This is a genomic window from Bacillus pumilus, from assembly GCF_024498355.1.
Taxonomy (GTDB): domain Bacteria; phylum Bacillota; class Bacilli; order Bacillales; family Bacillaceae; genus Bacillus; species Bacillus pumilus_P.
This window is the reverse complement of the sequence record NZ_CP101833.1, coordinates 2,896,263-2,919,222: the sequence shown is the minus strand read 5'-3', so window position 1 is coordinate 2,919,222 and position 22,960 is coordinate 2,896,263. Positions and strand designations below refer to the sequence as shown.

General features: G+C 42.4%; 21 protein-coding genes. 20 read left to right on the top strand and 1 reads right to left on the bottom strand.

The features are described from left to right. Window positions 1-35 precede the first annotated feature (35 nt). Window positions 36-974, bottom strand: a complete 939-nt coding sequence (locus tag NPA43_RS14990; protein ID WP_230030747.1) for an iron-hydroxamate ABC transporter substrate-binding protein — start codon at window positions 972-974, stop codon at window positions 36-38. 260 nt (window positions 975-1,234) lie between these two features. On the opposite strand from NPA43_RS14990, the gene NPA43_RS14985 reads away from it, so the two are divergent. The 20 genes from NPA43_RS14985 to NPA43_RS14890 all read left to right on the top strand — a co-directional run bounded on the left by NPA43_RS14985 (window position 1,235) and on the right by NPA43_RS14890 (window position 22,926). Next, window positions 1,235-2,287 carry a FecCD family ABC transporter permease gene (locus NPA43_RS14985; protein ID WP_099728495.1) on the top strand — a complete coding sequence of 351 codons (1,053 nt, stop codon included), beginning with the start codon at window positions 1,235-1,237 and terminating at the stop codon, window positions 2,285-2,287. Beyond that, entirely contained in the window at window positions 2,288-3,310 is a 1,023-nt protein-coding gene (locus NPA43_RS14980; RefSeq protein ID WP_099728494.1) for a FecCD family ABC transporter permease, read from the top strand. 21 nt (window positions 3,311-3,331) lie between these two features. After that, on the top strand, window positions 3,332-4,147 hold the full coding sequence (locus NPA43_RS14975; protein WP_099728493.1) for an ABC transporter ATP-binding protein: 816 nt from the start codon (window positions 3,332-3,334) through the stop codon (window positions 4,145-4,147). Window positions 4,148-4,324: 177 nt separating this feature from the next. After that, on the top strand, window positions 4,325-5,047 hold the full coding sequence (locus tag NPA43_RS14970) for a response regulator transcription factor (RefSeq protein ID WP_099728492.1): 723 nt from the start codon (window positions 4,325-4,327) through the stop codon (window positions 5,045-5,047). A gap of 3 nt (window positions 5,048-5,050) precedes the next feature. Continuing rightward, window positions 5,051-6,805, top strand: a complete 1,755-nt coding sequence (locus tag NPA43_RS14965) for a HAMP domain-containing sensor histidine kinase (protein WP_099728491.1) — start codon at window positions 5,051-5,053, stop codon at window positions 6,803-6,805. 137 nt (window positions 6,806-6,942) lie between these two features. Beyond that, window positions 6,943-8,379, top strand: coding sequence for a glucuronate isomerase (uxaC, locus tag NPA43_RS14960; RefSeq protein WP_256499011.1), 1,437 nt, complete (start codon window positions 6,943-6,945; stop codon window positions 8,377-8,379). 68 nt (window positions 8,380-8,447) lie between these two features. Further along, window positions 8,448-9,458, top strand: coding sequence for a LacI family DNA-binding transcriptional regulator (locus NPA43_RS14955; RefSeq protein WP_099728489.1), 1,011 nt, complete (start codon window positions 8,448-8,450; stop codon window positions 9,456-9,458). A 61-nt stretch (window positions 9,459-9,519) separates the two neighbouring features. Then, on the top strand, window positions 9,520-10,977 hold the full coding sequence (locus NPA43_RS14950) for a tagaturonate reductase (RefSeq protein WP_256499009.1): 1,458 nt from the start codon (window positions 9,520-9,522) through the stop codon (window positions 10,975-10,977). Beyond that, window positions 10,974-12,467, top strand: a complete 1,494-nt coding sequence (locus NPA43_RS14945) for a UxaA family hydrolase (RefSeq protein WP_230030750.1) — start codon at window positions 10,974-10,976, stop codon at window positions 12,465-12,467. The genes NPA43_RS14950 and NPA43_RS14945 overlap by 4 nt, the downstream gene beginning before the upstream one ends. Before the next feature lie 20 nt (window positions 12,468-12,487). Continuing rightward, window positions 12,488-13,879, top strand: coding sequence for a glycoside hydrolase family 28 protein (locus NPA43_RS14940; RefSeq protein WP_099728486.1), 1,392 nt, complete (start codon window positions 12,488-12,490; stop codon window positions 13,877-13,879). Window positions 13,880-14,250: 371 nt separating this feature from the next. Then, window positions 14,251-15,201 carry an ABC transporter substrate-binding protein gene (locus tag NPA43_RS14935; RefSeq protein ID WP_099726978.1) on the top strand — a complete coding sequence of 317 codons (951 nt, stop codon included), beginning with the start codon at window positions 14,251-14,253 and terminating at the stop codon, window positions 15,199-15,201. Then, the gene (locus tag NPA43_RS14930) at window positions 15,167-16,225 is read left to right on the top strand and encodes a FecCD family ABC transporter permease (protein ID WP_099726979.1); all 1,059 of its coding nucleotides are present in this window, start codon (window positions 15,167-15,169) and stop codon (window positions 16,223-16,225) included. Before NPA43_RS14935 ends, NPA43_RS14930 begins: the two co-directional genes overlap by 35 nt. Beyond that, window positions 16,222-17,508 (top strand): heme ABC transporter ATP-binding protein, encoded by a 1,287-nt coding sequence (locus tag NPA43_RS14925; RefSeq protein ID WP_256499008.1) that lies wholly within the window; start codon window positions 16,222-16,224, stop codon window positions 17,506-17,508. The genes NPA43_RS14930 and NPA43_RS14925 overlap by 4 nt, the downstream gene beginning before the upstream one ends. 136 nt (window positions 17,509-17,644) lie before the next feature. Further along, entirely contained in the window at window positions 17,645-18,214 is a 570-nt protein-coding gene (locus NPA43_RS14920; RefSeq protein ID WP_230030754.1) for a cob(I)yrinic acid a,c-diamide adenosyltransferase, read from the top strand. 166 nt (window positions 18,215-18,380) lie between these two features. Then, window positions 18,381-18,773 (top strand): hypothetical protein, encoded by a 393-nt coding sequence (locus tag NPA43_RS14915; RefSeq protein WP_230030755.1) that lies wholly within the window; start codon window positions 18,381-18,383, stop codon window positions 18,771-18,773. A 15-nt stretch (window positions 18,774-18,788) separates the two neighbouring features. Next, window positions 18,789-19,454 (top strand): stress responsive protein LiaH, encoded by a 666-nt coding sequence (liaH, locus tag NPA43_RS14910; protein WP_230030756.1) that lies wholly within the window; start codon window positions 18,789-18,791, stop codon window positions 19,452-19,454. 111 nt (window positions 19,455-19,565) lie between these two features. Then, window positions 19,566-20,438: a LiaG family protein gene (gene liaG, locus NPA43_RS14905; protein WP_443111546.1), complete on the top strand. Its 873-nt coding sequence runs from the start codon at window positions 19,566-19,568 to the stop codon at window positions 20,436-20,438. 30 nt (window positions 20,439-20,468) lie between these two features. After that, window positions 20,469-21,233, top strand: coding sequence for a cell wall-active antibiotics response protein LiaF (gene liaF, locus NPA43_RS14900; protein ID WP_256499686.1), 765 nt, complete (start codon window positions 20,469-20,471; stop codon window positions 21,231-21,233). Further along, entirely contained in the window at window positions 21,230-22,294 is a 1,065-nt protein-coding gene (liaS, locus tag NPA43_RS14895) for a two-component system sensor histidine kinase LiaS (protein WP_099726986.1), read from the top strand. Before liaF ends, liaS begins: the two co-directional genes overlap by 4 nt. Then, window positions 22,291-22,926: a two-component system response regulator LiaR gene (locus NPA43_RS14890; RefSeq protein ID WP_099726987.1), complete on the top strand. Its 636-nt coding sequence runs from the start codon at window positions 22,291-22,293 to the stop codon at window positions 22,924-22,926. The genes liaS and NPA43_RS14890 overlap by 4 nt, the downstream gene beginning before the upstream one ends. Window positions 22,927-22,960 lie beyond the last annotated feature (34 nt).

Genomic DNA, 22,960 nt, shown 5'->3' with positions numbered 1-22,960 from the left:
GGAAGACGTTTCTCCAAAAATGGAGAAACGTTTTTTTATGATGCAGAGGTTAATCGGTCCACAATAAACTCGAGCTGTCCTTCTAGTGACACTGGGTCATTAAAGAAGTAACCGACGGGGTCTATTTCAAATACATGTTTGTTTTGAACAGCAGGAAGTGATGTCCAGATGCTGCTTTTATACACTTGCTCTCCATTACTTTTAGAGCCGCTCCACGGACTGGTGAAAATATAGTCGCCTGCGAATTCTGGAAGTTTCTCAAGAGAAATATTTGCATAGCCTACGCCGCTATCGATGGCTTCTTTTTTGACTGCCTTCGGTGCTTTTAATTTCAACTCGTCATAAATGATTTCACCGCCGCGTGCAAATGTGTTTCCGAAAATATAAATGCCTTTATCAAATGGCGATACGATAGAAACCGTTTTGTTTCCGACAGCTTTTGTTACTTTTGGTTTCACTTCAGCGATTTTGGCATCCCATTTTGTGATCCAATCTGCTGCTTTTTTCGATGTGCCTGTCATTTTACCGAATTCTTTTAGCTGATCTTTAAAAGAATATTGATTGTATTTAATCGCAACGGTTGGAGCGATTTTTTTGTATTGATCAAATTTCTCATCTTCTCCCCAAGCAATAATCATATCTGGCTTCAAAGCTGCTACTTTTTCGACAGAGGGAGTCGTTCCAAGATTTTTAACCCCTTCCGTTTTTCCTTGATAGAAAGGGTTTTTGAAGATGGGCGCAGTTGCAGCCATCGGGGTCTTGCCAAGTGTAACGAGGTCTCCGTAGTAGCTTTCTGCAAGGAGCACAATTCGTTTCGGATCTTGAGGGAGTTTGACCTCACCTTTTGCATCTTGATAGGTGATCGTGTCATTCTTTTTGGCACCAGATTTTTTATTTGAAGTGCTGCCGCAAGCAGCTGTAAAAAGCATGAGGATGGTTAAGGAAATCAAAAGAAATCCAGTTCGTTTTTTCACAAAGGTTCTCTCCCATTCGAACATTTTTGATAATGATTATCAATATCAATTATATCGTAACATGATGGGAACAAAAATGCATCGGCTATTTTAGAACCTAAATGAAAATAGTGAAATTCTCCTGGTTTTTTTGGTGGAAATAAAGAAAATGATCAGAACAATGATTTCAAAAAGAAAAGAAAGTGATATACTAGACTTCGAGATTGATAATCATTATCACTAATAAGGAATAGATATGAACGGAAAGGAAGAGACTGGTTTTGGGCTCACAATCGAATAAACAGCTGCCAGCCAAAGACGATGCGATTGATATTGTCACGAAGCCCTTTGGAACAGCAGCTGTTATCACCATAGGAATCATCGCTTTAGTATTTGGTCTTTTTTTATCGGTATCACTAGGAGCGGCGAACATTCATTTGCACACTGTATGGGAAGCCGTCTTTCATTTTGATCCACAACAAACTTCACATCAAATCATCCGGGAATTAAGGTTGCCTCGTACAGTTGGAGCTGCACTCGTCGGTTCCTTTTTAGCCGTATCGGGGGCCATTATGCAAGGCATGACAAGAAATGCGCTTGCGTCTCCTGAAATTATGGGCGTGACAAATGGCTCTGCATTTGCGATTGCCATTGCGTTTGCTTTTTTCCCAGGGCAATCTTCTTTTACATTAATTCTTTGGTCATTTGTTGGTGCAGCACTCGGTGCCTCTATTGTGTTTGGTGTCGGTACTCTTTCAAAAGGTGGATTGACCCCAGTAAAGCTCGCATTAGCTGGTACGGCTGTTGGGGCACTTTTAAGCTCCATCTCCTCAGCAATCGCCATCCGGTTTGATGTCGCTCAAGACATGAGCTTTTGGTATGCTGGCGGCGTGGCAGGTGTGAATTGGAGCAATATTCACATCATTATTCCGGTTGCGATTGCAGGACTCATGATCGCGATGGTTCTTGCCCGCTCGATCACTGTTCTCAGCTTAGGCGATGAATTGGCAAAAGGACTTGGGCAGTACACGAAAACTGTCAAGGTACTTGGAATATTGGTCGTCATTCTTTTAACAGGTGCTGCCGTGTCGGTGGCAGGTTCTATTGGTTTTATCGGGCTTGTCATTCCTCATGTCACTCGTTTCTTGGTCGGAGTTGACTATCGATGGATTATCCCATGCTCAGCTATTTTAGGGGCTGTTCTGTTAATTTATGCAGACATTGCTGCAAGGCTGGTCAATGCCCCATTTGAAACGCCAGTCGGAGCCATTACTGCGATTATAGGCGTTCCTTTCTTCTTATATTTAGCTAGACGTGAAAGGAGCGGGATTTAGATGGAAATGGTGCAGCAGGCAAAGAAAAAGAAATACAAACGAACGATGCTCATGATCTTTTTGGCGATCGTCGCTGTGTTCCTTATTAGTTTAAATACTGGAGAAATTCGTATTTCTCCGATGGAGACATTGAAAACATTTTTTGGATTCGGAAGTGAAATGGATGAGCTTGTATTATTCGAGTTCAGACTTCCAAGAATGGTCATCGCTTTACTTGTTGGCGCTTCTATTGCTGTATCAGGAGCGATTTGGCAAGGTGTTTCTCAAAACGGTTTAGCCGATCCCGGTATTCTTGGTGTCAATGCGGGCGCAGGCTTTGCAGTTGTTTTGTTTATTTTTGCATTTCAAGGCTCTATGTCGAACTTAGGTGATTTTACGATTTTTGTACTGCCGCTCTTCGCTTTTGTAGGTGCAGGCTTTGCTGCATTTCTCATCTATGTGTTAGCGTGGAAAAAGGGCATCACACCTGTTCGTTTGATCTTAACTGGTATTGGCGTCAATGCTGCATTTTCAGCAGCAATTGTGGTGATTCAATTAAAAATGAGCCCAAATGATTTTAACCAAGCGATTGTGTGGTTATCCGGAAGCATTTGGGGCTCAAGCTGGACGTATGTCCTGTCTGTCCTGCCGTGGATGCTGATTTTCCTTGTATTAGCAGTTGTAAGAGCACGCTACTTAAATATCATGAATTTGGGTGACCAGCTTTCCTACGGCTTAGGGATTTCGGTTCATAAAGAAAGAAGCTTTCTCATGCTGATTGCCGTTGCATTAGCAGGTGCTAGTGTCGCTGTTGCAGGAAGTATTTCTTTCTTGGGGTTAGCTGCCCCGCACTTGGCGAGAAAGCTTGTTGGACCGAAGCATCAAGGAATGATACCAGCCTCCGCTATGATTGGTGCGCTGCTATTATTACTGGCAGACACACTTGGCCGCGTCATACTGGCACCATCAGAGGTGCCAGTTGGTCTTGTCGTTTCTGCTTTAGGCGCACCTTACTTCATTTATTTATTGATGAAAACGAACTAATGAGGAAGGAGAGTACAACATATGAAATCGCTCGAAACAGAAAAGCTTTGTATTGGCTATAATGACCGTTTGATTGTAGACGATTTAAATATCAGTATCCCAAAAGGCAAGGTGACCACATTGATTGGACCGAATGGGTGCGGGAAATCAACGATTTTAAAAACAATGTCCCGTATCATGAAATCCAATCAAGGAGCTGTTTACTTAAATGGCCAGGCCATCCATCAAACGCCAACAAAAGAAATTTCAAAACAAATGGCGATCTTACCGCAGTCTCCAGAAGCTCCAAGCGGGCTGACAGTCTATGAGCTTGTGTCATATGGACGTTTCCCACATCAAAATGGATTTGGACGCTTATCAAATGAAGATAAACGAATCATCAGATGGGCGCTTGAGGAAACTGGGATGATCGCTTTTCATGACCGGCCAATTGAAGCACTCTCCGGTGGACAGCGTCAGCGAGTGTGGATTGCGATGGCACTTGCTCAGGAAACAGAGCTGCTCCTATTAGATGAACCTACGACGTATTTAGATCTTGCGCATCAGCTTGAGATTCTTCAGCTATTAGAACGCTTAAACAGAGAGCAGGGCCGAACTGTGCTGATGGTCATTCATGATTTGAATCATGCAGCGCGCTTTTCACATTACATGATTGCCCTCAATCAAGGAAAAGTCATAAAAGACGGTACGCCTCATGAGGTCATGACCAAAGAGGTACTCGGTCAGGTGTTCCACATTGATGCAGAAATTGTTCTTGATCCTAGAACAAATAAGCCGATCTGTTTAACATATGACTTAATGAATCATGAAAGAAAGCTAGAAGCTGTGAATGGATAATAGATGGACAAGGAACTCGGTATGACTACCGAGTTTTTTTGCGTCCCCTGAAAATACCTAATGCTTCCATTTTCTCCAGTTGATATTTTTTCGCTTTTATGCAGAAAAGAGGTACTTTTTTACTTTAGACAATGGTAATATACGGTTAGAGATCATAGCTGGAAAGGAAAGAGATGCGTGGAAACAGCAAAAATATTGATTGCAGATGACGAAGAAGCAATTGTGAAAATGGTTGAACGCGTATTAAAAAAAGAAGGATTTCAACATATCTATAAAGCCTACCATGCAGATGAAGCATTAGATGTTGTCAAAAACGAGGACATCCACCTCTTACTTCTAGATGTGATGATGCCCGGTAAATCTGGCTTTGACGTTCTTCCTGAAATGAGAAAATATACGAAAGCGCCCATTTTCTATTTAACTGCAAGAACGTCTGATGTAGATAAGCTGACAGGCTTTGCGCAAGGTGCAGACGATTACATCACAAAGCCATTTAACCCGTTAGAGCTAGTGGCTAGAATTAAGGCCCACTTAAACCGAACATATATCTCCTTACAGGAGGAGCAAGAAGAGGCTCAAAGCCAGTATGAATATGCCCATTTCTCCTATCATCCTCATGCAGCCGAACTGAAAGTGAGAGGAGAGGTGACGGCATGCTCTGCTCAGCTTCTGTCCTTGCTGAAGTACTTTTGTGATCATCCGAATGTGGTTCTTTCAAAAGATCAAATTTATGAGAAAGTATGGGGCGTTCCATCATATGGTGATAACAACACCGTCATGGTTCATATTCGAAAGCTGAGAGAAAAGATTGAATTAGATCCGAGTCAGCCCGAATATATTGTGACCATCCGTGGTATGGGATATAAATTTATTCCGCATCCTGTGAAGGTTCTTAATTAATTCATGAATTTACGAACAAAACTTTTCTTTCACTTTGTCGGGCAAATGTTTATCGTCATTGCGATTCTGCTGATCGGGAATACGTTCTCTGAGAACCTATATTATAAAAAACACTATGAGAATATGGCCGAAACTGGTTTAACAAAGGCTGATGGTGATACACTCATGAGCTGGCTTTATTTTAACGAGGATGGCAAAATGGAAGCTGAAGACCAACTCAAACAAGCAGTGAAAAAACGTGATGGCTGGCTGCAAGTGATTGATTCAAAAAAACATAGCGTGTATAGCTATCACCTTCCTAAAAATATTCCAACATCCTATCAAAAGGATGAAATGATCAAGATCTTTGAAAAAAGACAATTTAAAGATTACAAGATGTACTTCTGGCCAATTGAGATTGATCAAGAAAGCTTTATCGTGTTATATGGGTTCAAAACGAACAGCATAAAGGTAGCCAATTATCTGAAGCAGCATGAGAAAAATCTGGCTGCACTTTCTCGATATTCGGTTGAAACGAAAGAATTCTTGAAAAGAATGAATGGATCGGTGCACCTGTTCAATGAAGAAGGAAAATATTTAAAAGGCATTCGAGCCAAAAACGATTTGAAACATAACGTAACGGATGTTGAATTGCTCAAGTACCAATCGAAGCCTTGGGAGTTTAGAAGTGACCTGTCTTATATCAAAGTGAATAAAAATCTATATTTGATCGTTTCGGTGCCAAACAAAGTATATAGCCCAGACGAACTGTATGATAAAGAGACAGATGCTTTAAATCAATATACAACCATCCTGATTGCAGGTCTTGCACTCACTATTATTATTGTCATGACATTATGGTACTCGTATCGCTATGGGCTGCCGATCTATCACATTATTCGCTGGCTGATTTTTTTATCAAGAAATAAATTGCAGGAACCAACAAACAGAAAAGGGATTCCAGTTAGTAAAAATAAAAAGGGCCGTATTAAGCGGGAATACCGGTTGTTTGAGGATATCCTCAAAACAATGGATCAGCTCACGAATACCTTAAAAGAGAATGAAGCAAACCGCAGAAAAATTCAAACCACAAGGGAAGAATGGATTGCAGGATTGTCTCATGATTTGAAAACGCCCCTTAGTACGATTTACGGCTATGGACTGATGCTTGAATCCAATCAATATCAATGGTCCAAGGAAGAAGTCATGGAAATGGGACAGGTCATCCGTGAGAAATCAGAGTATATGTCGACTTTGATTGAGGATTTAAACCTCACGTATCGACTGAAAAATGGCGCATTGCCTATTAATCGAAAACCTGTCGAGCTCGGTGAATTCTTAGCATCCATTATGGACGAGTTTTCAAGAAGCTCATTTTCAGAAGATTACCCATCCTCCTTTGAAGATCAAACTGGTGGTGTCATGTTTGAGATCGACAAAGCCTGGTTCAGACGAGTGATTGAGAACCTGCTAGCGAATGCAGTCAAGCATAACCAAAAAGGAACTCATATTACAGCTACCTTATCGGAAACAAATGAGGAAGTTCGGATCGAAATGAAAGACAACGGATGCGGAATGGCACAAGAAACGGTTGATCATTTATTTAACCGCTACTACAGAGGGACAAATACGAACGATCCAACGAATGGAACAGGACTCGGGCTGGCGATTGCAAAAGAGCTCGTCTTGCTGCATGACGGTGATATTCAAGTTGAAAGTGAACTAGATGCAGGAACAACTATTGCGATTATCCTAAAAAAATCATCACCTGTAAAATAGCCAAAAAACGATTTTCTTTTTTAAAGGAGATCGTTTTTTCCTATTTTAGGATTGAAATCAACTTTGTAAACGATTACAATAAAATTGTTAACGTGAACAAATTATTTTTCATTCGATAAGAGAGATGGGGGAGTTTCATGAAAGCCTTTTTAGATGAGCAGTTTTTACTGAACAGTCGAACGGCGGTAAAGCTGTACCATGAGTTTGCAAAAGACCTTCCGATTATAGATTACCATTGTCATTTAAGTCCAAAAGAAATCTATGAAAATAAAACATTCCAAAATATAACCGAAGCATGGCTTTATGGAGATCATTATAAGTGGCGTGCCATGAGAGCAAACGGCATTCCTGAAACACACGTAACAGGAGATGCATCTGATCATGAGAAATTTTTAGCGTGGGCAAAGACCGTTCCAATGACCATTGGAAATCCGCTCTATCACTGGACTCACCTAGAACTGAGGCGATATTTTGATGTAGAGGAACTTTTGAATGAGGAGAACGCAGGCATCATCTGGCAGAAAGTAAATGAAAAGCTGCAGGGAGAGGGTTTTGGTGCGAGAGACTTCATTGTGAAATCGAATGTTGAAACGGTTGTGACAACAGATGATCCGGTCGATTCGCTTCACTATCATCAAAAATTGCGGGAAGAAGGATTCTCTGTGCAAGTGCTGCCAGGGTTTCGGCCTGATAAGGCACTCGATATAACGAATGATCTGTTTGTCGAGTATGTTCATCAGCTGGCAGAGGTTTCAGCTATCACCATACAATCCTATCAAGACTTTTTAAAAGCGCTTCGTGTGAGAATTGATTTCTTCCATGAACAGGGCTGTTTGATCTCAGATCATGCCATCAATGAAATGACGTATGAAGAAACGACAGAGGAAGAAGTCGAAATCATCTTTCACAAAAGACTGTCTGGGCATCGATTGACGGAAGAAGAGAAGATCAAATTTAAAACACAGACATTCATTAAGCTAGGTCAGGCATACTGTGAGCGGGACTGGGCGATGCAGCTTCATATCAATGCGCTTAGAAACAACAATACGAAAATGTTTGAGCGGCTTGGACCTGATACGGGATATGATGCGATGAATGATGAGGACATTGCAAAGCCGCTTTGCCGCATATTAGATCGTTTAGAACAAGAACATGCACTGCCGAAAACCATCCTCTATTCCTTGAATCCTAGGGATAATGTGGTGATTTCAACATTGGCTGGAAGCTTTCAAGATGGGAAGACACCTGGGAAGATGCAGCACGGCACAGCCTGGTGGTTTAATGATACGAAGCAAGGAATGACAGAGCAGATGATGGCTCTTTCCAGTATTGGACTGATCAGCCGTTTCATTGGTATGCTGACAGATTCACGAAGCTTTCTGTCATATACAAGACATGAATATTTCCGAAGACTGCTTTGTGATATCATCGGAGATTGGGTAGAAAAAGGAGAAGCCCCATATGATCTCGAGCTGTTAGGGGGAATTGTGAAAGGAATCAGCTATGAAAATGCCAAGCAGTATTTTCAATTTGACCGAGCAAAGCAGCTCCAGCATCAAAGCAAGATCACGTGAAGAAAAAGGCAGGAAAATGAAAGCGGTTTTATGATAAGATGGTAAAAAATCATAAAAGGCGGAATAGCATGACAGTCACAATTAAAGACATAGCAAAATTGGCAAATGTCTCTCATACCACTGTATCAAGGGCTTTGAATAACAGTCCTTTTATTAAAGAGAAGACAAAACAAAAGATTTTGTCGATTGCAAAACAGCTGAATTATTCACCGAATGTCCATGCCAGAGGCCTTGTATCACAAAAATCATTTACAATCGGTCTATTTTTTACGAGTTTAACAGAAGGCACATCCTCAAGTTTTTTTGTGGATGCGTTAAAAGGCGTTAATAGTGTCATGACAGAACACTATAATCTGTTTGTACGAGGAATCGACGACTTTCACGATTACACAACCATTCATAAACAACGCTATGATGGCATTTTGCTTATGAGTCAAAGCGAGCACGATGAAGCGTTTATCCATCATGTAAAGAAACAGGGCATTCCCATCATTGTGCTGAATCGCCGTGTGGAAAGTAATGAAGTGATGAATATATTAGCTGATGATAGTCAAGGGGCATACCAAGCAGCGCACTATTTTATACACCAGGGGCATAAACAAATCGCCATCATTGAAGGGAAAGAAGGCTTTAAATCGACTCAGGAAAGAAAAGCTGGCTTTCTGCAAGCGTTAATTGATCATCATGTGCCAATGAAGAAAGAATACATGATCACAGGCGACTATCATATGAAAAGCGGCTATGAATCAATGGAAGCCTTGCTGACTCTTGATGAGCCGCCAACAGCACTTTTTTGCTCAAACGATGACATGGCCATTGGTGCAATGAATGCTTTATATGCAAAAGGCAAAACGTGTCCAGGAGATATCTCTATTATCGGTTTTGATGATATTGCATTTTCATCCTATACCACGCCTGCACTGACAACGGTGAAAAAGCCGATTGAAAAAATGTGTGCACTTGGAGCAGAGGCTATCCTTTCAGTCATAAACGGTGAAGAGCAAGAAGAAGATCATATGGAAAAAGTGTATGTACACACAGAGCTGATGATCAGAGATTCAGTCAAAAAGGTGCAGTAATCGGCATCTTTTTAGGGGGAAATGTTCACGTGTGCATAAACATACAGGGAGGGGAAAGCATTTGAAACGATTATCGAAAGCCATATACCCGGCGGCTGAGTATCCGGAAACGATTTTGCAAATCGGTGAAGGGAATTTTATGCGTGGATTTATCAATTGGCACATCCAGAAGCTGAACGACTGCACAAATTTTAAAGGAAGAGCCGTTGTTGTTCCTCCTCGAAAAGGGTCAGTTGCAGCTTTAAATGAACAAGATGGCTTGTACACCTTATGTATTCAAGGCTATCATGACCAGAAAGAAATGAATGAACGCATGGTCATCCAATCGATTAGCAGAGGAATCAGTACGTATACCGATTACGAAGGCTTTTTACATGTAGCTGAAAACCCGGATCTACGCTTCGTTTTCTCAAATACGACAGAGGCAGGGCTTGTGCTCAGAAAAGAGGATCGCTTGGAGGATCGACCGCAGGTAAGTTTTCCAGGAAAGCTAACGGCTTTCTTATATCACCGATTTAAAGCGTTTTCTGGAGATGAGCACAAGGGGCTGATCATCCTGCCTTGTGAATTGGTCGAGCACAACGGTGATCGATTAAAAGAATATGTGATCGGCATGGCAGCTGAGTGGGATCTTCCGCCTGCCTTTGTTACTTGGCTGAAGGAAGCCAACACGTTCTGTAATACGCTTGTTGATCGGATTGTCCCTGGATTTTCTAAGGAAGCGGCTGAAGCCGTACAAAAGGAAGAAGGGTATATAGACGAATTGGTTGTCACGGCAGAATATTATCACCTGTTTGTTATTGAAGCTCCTGCCTTTGTTCAAAAAGAGCTTCCCTTTCAAGAAGCAGGACTAAATGTGCTTTTTGTAGAGGATATTGCGCCTTACAGAATGAGCAAGGTCCGCATTCTAAATGGAGCACATACAGCGATGGTGCCGATTGCGTATTCTTGTGGTTTAGAGACCGTAAAAGAGGCTGTGGAAGATGAGCATGTGGGTCCGTTCATCCGACGTATGCTGGAGGAGGAAGTGCTGCCAGGGCTGGAGCTTCCTGAAGATGAGCTGTTTCTTTATACACAATCTGTTTGGGACCGCTTTTGCAATCCATTTGTGAAGCATCGATTACTGGATATTGCTTTGAATGGTGTATCTAAATTTCAAACACGTATTCTCCCGTCCTTGCTTGATTATGTCGTGCTTAAGAAACAGCTGCCAATGAAGCTCGTCTTTTCACTTAGCAGTCTCATTTATTTTTACGGAGCAAGCGCAGATAAGGTAAAGGATGATGAGACTGTGATGACATTGATGAAGGAAGCCTGTGAAGGGGAGAACCATTCCAATGAAACGATTGCAGTCCACATTCTTTCTAACGAGCAATTATGGGGAAGGGATTTAACTGATATAGAAGGATTGAGCCGCGCAGTAGCCGATCAGCTTACCTTCATACAGGAGCATGGGATGAGAGCAGCTGTTCACCGAATGCTGCATCATCAATATGAAACTCAGGGGGAAAAGGCATGAAAGACTTTATTGTGATTCACCCTTCAGATAATGTAGGTATCGCTTTAAAAGTGCTTGAGCAAGGTGAGAAGCTGAAGCAGCAAGGGCATACAGTTGTCTTAAAAGAAACCGTCGCAAAAGGTCATAAATTTGCTTTGGCTGATATCAAACAACGAGAGAATATCATCAAATATGGCTATCCGATTGGTCATGCAACGAATGTAATTTCTGCCGGAGAATGGGTGCATACGCATAACATTAAAACCAATCTATCAGGCAAGCTCGATTACGAATATCGGCCTTCTTTAACAGAAAACCCCTATAAAAAAACAAACCTTACTTTTAAAGGCTATAAACGAAAAAATGGCGAAAGTGGTATACGCAATGAGCTTTGGATCGTCCCAACCGTCGGCTGCGTCAATGGCATCGCGGATCAAATCATTCAAATATTCACTGCTGAAATGGGCGGAAACATTCATCCTTTTGAAACGGCTCTCGTATTAAAGCACAATTATGGATGCTCACAGCTTGGAGATGATCATGAAAATACAAAAACCATTTTACAAAATGCCGTGAAGCATCCAAATGCTGGAGGGATACTCGTTCTAGGTCTTGGTTGTGAAAACAATGATATTGAGGATTTTCAATCGACATTGGGTGAGTATGACCGTGCGAGGGTGAAATTTTTAAGAAGCCAAGAAGTAGGGGATGAAATTGAGACGGGAGTTGCTTTACTCAAGGACATTTATGACGCGGCGAAAGATGATCAGCGTGAAGAGATTCCGTTATCTGAGCTGAAAATCGGCTTGAAGTGCGGAGGATCAGATGGGTTCTCCGGTATTACTGCAAATCCGCTTTTGGGCAGGCTGTCCGATTTTATTGTGGCCCAAGGCGGAACGACGGTGTTAACAGAAGTGCCCGAAATGTTTGGTGCTGAAACGATCTTAATGGAGAGAGCGGAATCAGAAGAGACATTCGACAATATTGTGCAAATGATCAATGGTTTTAAACAATACTTTCTGGATCATCGACAGCCAGTATATGAAAATCCTTCCCCGGGAAATAAAGCAGGAGGAATTTCGACATTAGAAGATAAATCTCTCGGCTGTACACAAAAAGCAGGTACTTCTGACATCAAAGATGTATTGAAATACGGAGAGCTGCTGAAACGAAAGGGACTGAATTTATTAAGTGCGCCTGGTAATGATCTGGTTGCTTCATCCGCCCTTGCAGCGTCTGGCTGTCAGCTGGTGCTCTTTACAACAGGCAGAGGGACACCGTTTGGCACATTTGTTCCAACGATGAAGGTATCGACCAATACCTCTTTATATGAAACAAAAAAACACTGGATTGACTTTAATGCTGGGGAATTGCTTGAGGATGTACCAGAAGATGTGGTGCTAGAAAAATTCATTTCAACGGTTATTGATGTGGCGAGTGGAAAGCTATTAAATCATGAAAAAAACAATTTTAGAGAGCTGGCCATTTTTAAAACAGGTGTCACACTTTAAGGCGACTGGGGGATGAGAAAGTGTCTAAAAAACGGGATTTGATGTATATCACAGCAGGTACGGTACTAACAGGAATCGGACTCGCACGTTTAGCAAAGCAAGGGAAGAAAGACAAAGAAGCAAATGGTATGGATCATGTGTTAAAGCAGATAAAAGCGCCAATGTTCCCCGATCGTGAATTCAATGTGATTCATTATGGTGGAGACGAAAAAGGGATAGAGCTTTCTACAAATGCTATTCAGTCTGCAATCGATGATGCGCATCGTTTGAAAGGGGGGCGTGTGCTGATTCCTGAAGGAACGTTTGTGACAGGTGCTCTTGAATTGAAAAGCAATGTAGAGCTTCATCTGCATGAGAACGCCTATGTGACATTCAGCCAAGACCCACGCGATTACCTTCCGCTCGCACTGACAAGATATGAAGGGATTGAGCTTTATAATTATTCTCCGCTCATTTATGCTCACCACGCAGAAAACATCGCCATCACAGGAGCTGGAACGCTGGATGGCAGAGGTGATGAGCATCATTGGTGGCCTTGGAAGTATGGAACGAATGGTCAGCCCTCTCAGGATAGAGACCGTCAGCTTCTGTTTGAAATGGCTGAAAAGAGAATACCGGTGGAGGAAAGAGTTTTTGGAGAAGGCCATTATTTAAGATCGAGCTTTATACAGCCCTACCAATGTCAACATGTTCTCATTGAAGGAGTAACAGTAAAGGATTCACCAATGTGGCAAATTCATCCGGTGTTAAGTGAAAACGTCATCGTCCGCGGAGTCAATATCATCGGGCATGGACCAAACACAGACGGTGTGAATCCAGAGTCTTGCCGGAATGTGCTCATTGAAGATTGTTATTTTGATAATGGAGATGATTGTATTGCCATTAAATCTGGCAGAAACGAGGACGGCCGGAGAATCGGGGTCCCATCTGAAAACATTGTCATTCGTAGAAATGAAATGCGTGATGGACATGGCGGAGTGACGATCGGGAGTGAAATCTCTGGGGGAGTCAGGTATGTATACGCAGAGGATAATATCATGGACAGTCCAAACCTCGATCGGGCACTGCGCATCAAAACCAACTCTGTTAGAGGCGGTACCATTGAGCACATTTATTTTAAAAACAATACTGTCAAAAGCTTAAAGCATGAAGTTGTCTGTATCGACATGATGTATGAGGAAGGAGATGCTGGTCCTCACCGTCCTGTTGTACGTCATATTGAAGTAGAAGGGCTAAAAAGCATTGGCGGACGATATGGTGTGAAAATAGCTGCGTACTCACATTCCCCAGTCACACACTTCAAAATGAAAGATTGTGTGATAGAAGATGTGACGTATCCACTTTCTTTGGAGCATGCAGTCGCCCCTTCTTTTCAGAAAGTCGTCATCAATGGGGAACAAATCAACCAATAGCAGAAGGGAAAACAGCCTTTTTACGGCTGTTTTCAGCGTGTAGACAAACCCTCGCATTCGGTGTCAGTCCTGCGTGCCGGTGCTCACGAATGTCAAATTCGCTCCGCTCCAGTACTCGTCCTTCCTAGACTGCAAAGGTTTTCTATCACGCTGAAAAGAAGACAAAGGGCTAAAATAAAGATCATTTTAGCCCTTTGTCAACAATCTAAAACAGCCTTTTTTACGGCTGTTTTTCTGTTATAAGAACAGAAAATACGCTTTTGGAAATCACATATACAACCTATCTGCACTGTAGTATAATATTCCCGAAATTAGAAAAGAATTGACGAAAGAGATTGCGTCAAGCAGTACATAAATCAGGGGGTTCATTCATGAAAAAGTTAACAGCCATTTGGCTATCTTTATTGCTTGTGATAGGTGTTTTAGCAGGATGTGCAGGTGCTGAAACAGATCACAAAGCAACGGGTTCACAAAATAAAGAAACAGCGGCTGCGGCATTTCCTGTATCGATTAAAGATGCAGCTGGCAAAACAGTCGAAATCAAAGAACAGCCCAAACGGATTGTTTCTTTAATTCCAAGTAATACAGAGGTTGCCTATGCACTTGGCCTTGGCGATAAAATGGTCGGACGATCAGATTTTGACAATTATCCAAAGGAAGTCGAAAAGGTAGAGAAGATTGGCGGTCTTGAATTCAATGTAGAGAAGGTCATTTCCTTAAAGCCTGACCTTGTATTAGCACATGCATCACAGATGGGATCAAAAGATGGATTTAAACAGCTTGAAGATGCAGGTATTCAAGTGCTGACTGTAAATGATGCAACGTCCTTCAAGGATGTGTACAAGTCGATTCAGATGATCGGCGAAGCAGCCGGCGTGAAAGAAGCATCAAAGAAGCTTGTAGACGAGATGGAATCAAAATTGAATGACCTTAAGAAACAAGCAGAGGCCATTTCCAAAGACAAACAAAAAAACGTCTTTGTTGAAGTGTCAGGTGCTCCTGAAATCTATACAACAGGTAAACATACATTTATGGACGAAATGCTTTCTGTCATTCATGCAAAAAATGCCGCGAGCGACCAAACAGGCTGGGTACAGATGACGGAAGAATCGATTATCAAACGAAATCCTGATGTCATTGTCACAATTGATGGTTCCAGCTTAGCTGATCTGAAGAAAAGAGATGGTTGGAATGCGATTCAAGCAGTCAAAGAAAAACAAGTCTTTCAATTGAATACGGATCTCGCATCAAGACCGGGACCGCGATTGGTTGAAGGAGTCGAGGCTCTTGCGAAAAGCATTTATCCTGACACGTTCAAATAAATTCATCATCGCATATACATTAAGTGCTTTACTTCTTGTGGTGAGCATTGGAATGGGAATCTCCTTTGGCAGTTTAAGGATTCCCATTCCTTCTATTCTTCATATATTTGTTCATGAACTATCCGGAGTGCAGGTCGGAACCATTGATTCGATCGATCGCAATATTATGATGAACATCCGGCTGCCGAGAGTGATATTAGCGGCATTAGTCGGAGCAGCGCTGGCGTTATCTGGTGCAGCCTTTCAAGGTTTATTAAAAAATCCTCTCGCTGACCCCTATACGCTAGGGGTATCTCAAGGGGCATCAGTTGGGGCCGTAGCGACACTATTTTTTAGCTTGCAGCTCCCTTTGCTTGGCAGTTTCACACTGCCTTTTTTCAGTATGACAACAGCGCTTGTGACACTATGTCTCGTCCTCTTTTTTGCGCGTCTTGTTCATCGGGGGATGAGCATCTCCTCTTTAATCTTGACAGGTGTGATTTTTAGCTCTTTTTTGGGTGCGCTCATTTCATTAATGATTGCGTTAACGGGTGATGATCTAAAAGAGATGATTCATTGGCTTCTTGGCAGTGTGTCTATGAGGGGCTGGCGTTATATTGCCCTTTTCCTCCCTTTCTTTCTCGTTGGTACCTTTGCGCTCATGTTGATGGGACGAGATTTGAATGTCATGACGTATGGCGAAGAAAAGGCAAAACTATTAGGGGTACACGTGAAAAGGAGCAAATATATGGTTCTGCTTGCTGGCTCGATTCTGACTGGAAGTGCGGTAGCGGTATCAGGAACGATCGGATTTGTGGGACTTGTGATCCCGCATTTTATCCGTCTTTTAGCCATCACGGATCACCGGCATCTGCTGCCTTTGTCTATGCTGAACGGCGCTTCCTTTCTCGTTTTAGCAGATGTGTTATCCCGTACCATCATTGAGCCGACTGAATTGCCTATTGGCATCATTACTGCGTTAATTGGTGCACCTGTATTTGGCATCATCCTCATTCGCAGATATAGAGGAGGAACGCATCTATGATTCAAGTGAAGGAAGTTAAAGGTGGGTATGGTGAGAAAGAGGTCATTCGTGGCATCAGTTTTGAGGTGAAGCAAGGAGAATTTCTCGGTATACTTGGACCAAATGGGAGCGGCAAGACGACCTTGCTCAAAATGATAGCAGGTATTTTAGCACCAGAGAGCGGTCAAGTACGCCTAAGCGGTCATCTGGTTCAATCCTACCGGCCGAAAACGCTTGCACAAAAACTAGCTGTTTTACCGCAGAAAACCGAGCAGGCCTTCTCATTTACAGTCGAAGAAACTGTTCAATTTGGGCGTTATCCTTATCAAAAAGGATGGCTGCAATCTGTCACGAAAGAAGATGTGCAGGTCGTAAGCAGAGTGATGGAACAAACGGATGTTGCTCAATTTAAGGATCAATCTATCCATGAGTTAAGCGGGGGAGAACAGCAGCGCGTGTATTTGGCTCAGGCATTAGCTCAGCAGCCTGAATATTTATTGCTGGATGAACCAACAAGTTTTCTTGATTTAGCCTATCAAAAAGAATTGCTTGATTTAATTAAAGAAGAGACCACTTCCTCTAGATTAACGGTGGTCGGTGTGTTTCATGATGTAAACATCGCCAGTCTGTATTGCGATCGGCTGCTGCTGATTCATGAAGGAAAGGCTGAAATGTTAGGACAGCCGCATCACGTCTTGACGACAGAGCGGATCAACCGTGTGTATGAAACGAATGTTACACCGCTCCAGCATCCACTGCGAGCAAACCCACAGCTGATGATTGAGCCTGCTGCCACTTCTAAAGCATCAAGTGTGAAGTTAGCGGATGGCTGGAGAACACATGGCTCAAAAGGAATGACGTTTTCCATCAAACAGCCGCTTCGCATACTTTCTTCACATGAGAAAAGCGGAGGCTTCTTTTGGAAAAGATCACTCGGAACGGGAACTGAAACTCTTCATGAAATGCTAGATGGTTGTGAAGGCAGCTTGTTTCTCCGCCAATCTGATGGACCAAAGCAATACGCCGCAGAAGACAATGAAGAGGATATAGTTCTTTACGGGATGCGTCAGCAAGAAAAGCTGACCGTTTGGCTTGTGCTGAAAGGGTCTTTATCAGATGGAGCGTCTATTCAGCTGATGAGTCAGCTTATGCAGATCATTCAACAAGAGACGAGCATCCCCATCCATCATCTTTGTATCGCTTCTGCCAATGCCATAGAGAAGGAACCTGATGTTATTTTACACGTAAGATTACGAAAAAAAGTGCACCGTCTTCTACATACATTGGATGCAATTAAAAAGTGAACGGACTCGTTCACTTTTTTGCGTTTCGTATTCAAATCGACAGAACATGAAAATCACAGTGTTTCAGTAAAACAAATACATCCTATTCACTTCAGGGTATACTAAGAGGACAAAGCGATAGACAGGGGGAAAACCGATGAAACTTTATACAAAAACCGGGGATCAAGGCCAAACAGGCTTGATTGGTGGAAGAGCCGATAAAGATGACATGAGAGTAGAAGCGTACGGTACGTTAGATGAGGCGAATAGCTTCATTGGACTTGCGCATGCAAATTTACGGCAGCATGGCGAATTGTTTCAAGATATCTTGTCAGAGCTGATCGTCATTCAGCATGAGCTTTTTGACTGCGGCGGCGATTTGGCAGCATTGAAGCCGCGTAAAGAAGGCAAATTAACAGAAAAATCGGTGGCATTCCTTGAGCAAAGAATGGATGTGTATGTAGAGGAAGCCTCACCGCTTACCAAGTTTATTTTACCGGGTGGCCAGGAAGGCGCTGCTTTCTTGCATGTAGCGCGGACAGTCGTCAGAAGAGCAGAGCGGCATATTGTGACGCTGGCGAAGCAGGAGGAGATTCCAGCAGTTACGCTCACATATGTGAACCGTCTTTCTGACTATTTGTTTGCAGCCGCACGTATCGTCAATCATCGGCTCGGTGAAACGGATGTTGAATATGAACGAAGTGCAGACGTGTTTCGTTCTAAATAAAGGGAAGCACTCTTCGAATCAGAAGAGTGCTTTTTTGTTGGATTCTAACGCTTAGTCTGAGCATAGTTACGACTCTGGTCGCAATCAAAGATCAATCTGCGACACGTTTTGCTAGCTTTCTTTTTTGACTATAGTAAAAGCAAGGAGCAAGAAAGGAGGCATGAAGATGAAAATAACAAGTAAAACAATCATCGGTTCGATTCTTATGTTTGTCGGTTTATCCATCTTCTTTGGTGGTTCACTAGGAGGGCTGATCCCAACTCTTATTGGGGCGTGGCTCATCTATGTAGGCGTAAAAAAATATGATAAAGGCAGTAAAACCGCAGGTGTCATTCTAGCTGTCATCGGTGTGCTGCTCGTTGTGCAATCTCTGCCATTTTTACTCGGAATTGCATTTGCTGGAGCACTTCTCTATTTTGGCTGGACGATGGTAAATGGTGAATCAGCTAAAGAATCATCAGGCAGATCATATGGGGAGCCGGGTGCGGCACCGAACATGGAAGAACCCATCCATACGTCATTTGATCAAGAATGGGAAGACTTTTTAAAGAAAAAATAAAGGGAGGAATATTAAATGGTATTAAGAAGAGTAAGAGATATGTTTGTTGCAACCGTCAATGAAGGCTTAGATAAACTGGAGAATCCACGTGTGATGCTGAATCAATACGTTCGTGATATGGAGGACGATATTGCCAAAGCGAAACATGCGATCATCAAACAGCAAACGATTCAGCAAGGCTTCCTGCGTCAAGCAGATGAGACAGAAGCATTTGCTGATAAGCGAAAGAAGCAGGCTGAGCTGGCATTTCATGCGGGAGAAGAAGAGCTTGCACGAAAAGCGCTCACTGAAATGAAGTATTTTGAAGAAAAGCATAAGGAGTATCAGGATGCCTACCAGCAATCTGTGAAACAATTGAAAGAGCTGAAAGAACAATTGCAGCATTTAGAAACGAAGCTGCGTGATATTAAAGACAAGAAGCAAGCACTCATTGCAAGAGCAAATGCCGCACAGGCAAAGCAGCATATGAACGAATCTATAAATAAAGTAGACAGTGAAAGTGCATATAAGGAATTTCTTCGAATGGAGAATCGTATAGAAGAAATGGAGACAAAAGCAGGCAGCTATGCACAATTTGCAGAGCAAGGTGCGTATGCTCATCTAGATTATGCCGATGAGGTTGAAAAAGAATGGCAGAAGCTCAAGCTGGAGAAGAAGCCTGAACAGCAGAAAGCAAAATAAGGAAGATGTGTCAAGTCGGAAGAAATGCAGGCTTTTTCTTCCGATATTTGATTTCTTTATGTTTCGCTTTTCCTTATAATAAAAAGGTCAAAAGATAAAGGGATGATATGAATGAAGCGGTTAATCGGTCTAATTTGTATACTTGTAGGAGTGTTTTTAATAATTGGGATGCTTTTCAAAAATGGAGATCTCTTTCATTTGAGTTTTTCCCGTGAAAAAGCGGTGACATCAGCTTCAGCGAAAAAAGATGAGGTTGATCATTTAGATATCTCTCTTTCTCAATTTCGCGTAAAGGTGGAGCCTGAAAATCGTTCTGATATTTCCGTGTCTGTTGTCAATGGAAAAGGAAAGATGTATGCGGAACAAACAGGCGGTACATTCAAAATCCGTGCTGAAAATAAAGGGTTCTTGTTTTTCTCTTCATTTGAAAAAGGAGAACTCTTAGTGAAGATTCCAACAAATTATCATAAAAATGTGAAGATTACGGGTGGAAGTGGTGGTGTGAGTGAGGTAGATGGCGAAGGGAAGCTGTCTCTTCAAGATGTGACGCTCAAATCAACGAGCGGTAACCTCACAGCCGAGAATTTCTCAGCAAAACGTGTGGAAATCAAAGCTACATCCGGCAGACTCTCAGTGTCTCATATCAATGCGGAGGATAGTGACATTGGTGCAACTTCGGGCCGTGCCGATATTAAAGATGTCAAAGGGGAGCTGCAATTGAGCATGACAAGCGGTAGATTGACGGCAAGTTTTGATACAATAGATTCACCTGTCTTCTTTCATATGACATCAGGCAGTGCGAAATTCAATTTGCCAGATGATGGAGACTTCAAAGTCCAAGTGAAAAAAACAAGTGGAAGCGTCGATCATTCGTATAACTTTGATCAAGCCGATAATGAAGGTCGAGACTTTACAGGTACGCGGGGAAAAGGGACACACTTAGTTGATATTGAGATGACAAGTGGCAGCCTAAAACTACGGTAATGAACGTAAGAAAGGAAGGAGGCGAGTCAACTGCGTTTTTCAAGAAATCAAATTTTAGGTATCATTGTTGTGATTTTTGGTATTAATCTATTTCTCAAAATTATTGGGATCGGAGCAGATCTGTTTTGGCCTGTGTTCTTTGCTCTAGCTGGATATTGGCTGCACTCACGATCCAAACGTTGGCTCGGTTCAGTTTCCTATATTTTTGCCGGCTTTCTCTTCTTGAAGTTTCTGCTAAATATCACTTTTAGTTTAACAGGATATTTATTTGCTGCCTTTTTGATCTATGCTGGTTATCGCTTATTGAAGAACAAACCCGTTTTTGATGTCGATAAAAAGGAAACATCAGACGAGAAAAAGCATTCACTGAAAGTCAATCTTGAAAAAAAGAGCGACCAAAAGAAAACAAAAAGCCAGATAAAGCCGCACAAAGAGCATGACTTTTTTATCGGTGAAGTCAGACTGATGAAAAAGCCGTTTCAATTAAGTGATTTGACGATTTCGGGCTTTATTGGTGATGTCAAAATCGACTTATCAAAGGCCATCATCGCGGAAGAAGAAAGCACCATCGTCATCAGTGGACTTATTGGAGATGTGGATATTTACGTACCGCAGGATATTGAAGTATGTGTGAGTGCTTCAGCTGCCATTGGTGATATGAAAATCATTGATGAAAAAAGAAGCGGGTTCGGCAGTAAGGTGTATGTGATGACCAATGATTACGATGAGAGTAAGCGAAAAGTGAAAATCTCCATTTCTCTACTGATTGGGGATGTGGATGTGAGGTACTTATGAGGAAACTGCATTTAGGCATCCAGTGGCAATCTGTTCGTCTCGCAGTTGGGATCTCGCTCGGTGTTGTCATCATGACGACGCTACCGATGTTTTTTTATTATCAGCTTGACCCCATGATCCTGCTGTCTACGCGGTGGTTCGGCATCCCGTTTTTTTGTATTTTACTCATCATTAGTCTTGTCATTGGCGTTTCTGCCGGGCATGTGTTTGGCTATCAGCATAAGAAACGGCTGGATCAGCTTGTGGAGTCGATTTTGAAGTTTGAAAATGGGAACTTTGCGTATAGGCTGCCGTCTCTAGGTGACGATGAAATTGGCTTAGCGGCCGATCAATTAAATGAGATGGCGAAACGGATTGAGGGGCAAGTTGCCTCCTTACAAAAGCTCTCAAATGAACGGGCTGAATGGCAGGTTCAAATGAAGAAATCGGTTGTCTCAGGAGAGCGTCAGCGTTTAGCGCGTGAGCTGCATGATGCGGTCAGCCAGCAGTTATTTGCGATTTCCATGATGACCTCTGCCATTCTTGAAGGAATGAAGGAACAGGATGAAAAGATTTTAAAGCAAATGCGTCTTGTCGAACGAATGGCTGGCGATGCACAAAATGAGATGCGCGCACTACTTCTGCATCTAAGGCCGATCACGCTTGAAGGAAAAGACTTGAAAAAAGGCTTGATTGAACTGCTAAATGAATTCCAGGCAAAGCAGCCGATTGATATTGATTGGGAAATCGAAGATGATGTCCCGTTATCTAAAGGGGTGGAAGACCACCTATTCCGAATTGTGCAAGAAGCCCTTTCAAATGTGTTTCGTCATGCAAAGGCGACAAAGGTAACCGTGCGTCTGCTTATTAGAAATCGGCAAGTGCAGCTGAAGATCATCGACAACGGTATCGGTTTTCAAACGGATCATGTGAAGACGGCCTCCTACGGGCTTGAATCGATTCGAGAAAGAACAAGTGAAGTGGGCGGTGTCGCAGAGATTATGTCATTTGAAGGAAAAGGAACACAAATTGATGTGAAGGTTCCCATTTTTGATGAAGGAAAAGGAGAGAACGTTCGATGATTCGAGTGCTTTTAATCGACGATCACGAAATGGTGAGAATGGGGCTTGCCGCCTTTTTAGAGGCACAGGCTGATATTGAAGTCATCGGTGAAGCGTCAGATGGACAAAAAGGTGTAGAGCTAGCGGTTGAACTAAAGCCAGATGTGATTTTAATGGATCTTGTGATGGAAGGAATGGATGGTATCGAAGCAACGAAAAGAATTTGTCAGGAAATCGAAGATGCCAAAATTATCGTTCTGACGAGCTTTATTGATGATGATAAAGTCTATCCAGTCATTGAGGCTGGTGCTTTGAGCTACTTATTAAAGACATCCAAGGCAGGAGAAATTGCTGATGCCATTAGGTCTGCGAGTATCGGCGAACCAAGACTTGAATCAAAAGTGGCTGGAAAGGTCATGAATAAACTCCGTCATTCATCAAATGGGTCAATCCTGCACGATACATTAACAGCAAGGGAAATGGAAATATTGAAGCTGATTGCGGATGGAAAATCGAATAAGGTTATTGCCGAGGAATTATTTATTACAATTAAAACGGTGAAGACGCATATTACCAACATTCTTTCAAAACTCGATGTAGAAGATCGCACACAAGCGGCTGTGTATGCACATCGCCATAAGCTGATTCAATAAAAAAACAGCTTTCAAATGAAAGCTGCTAGAACAT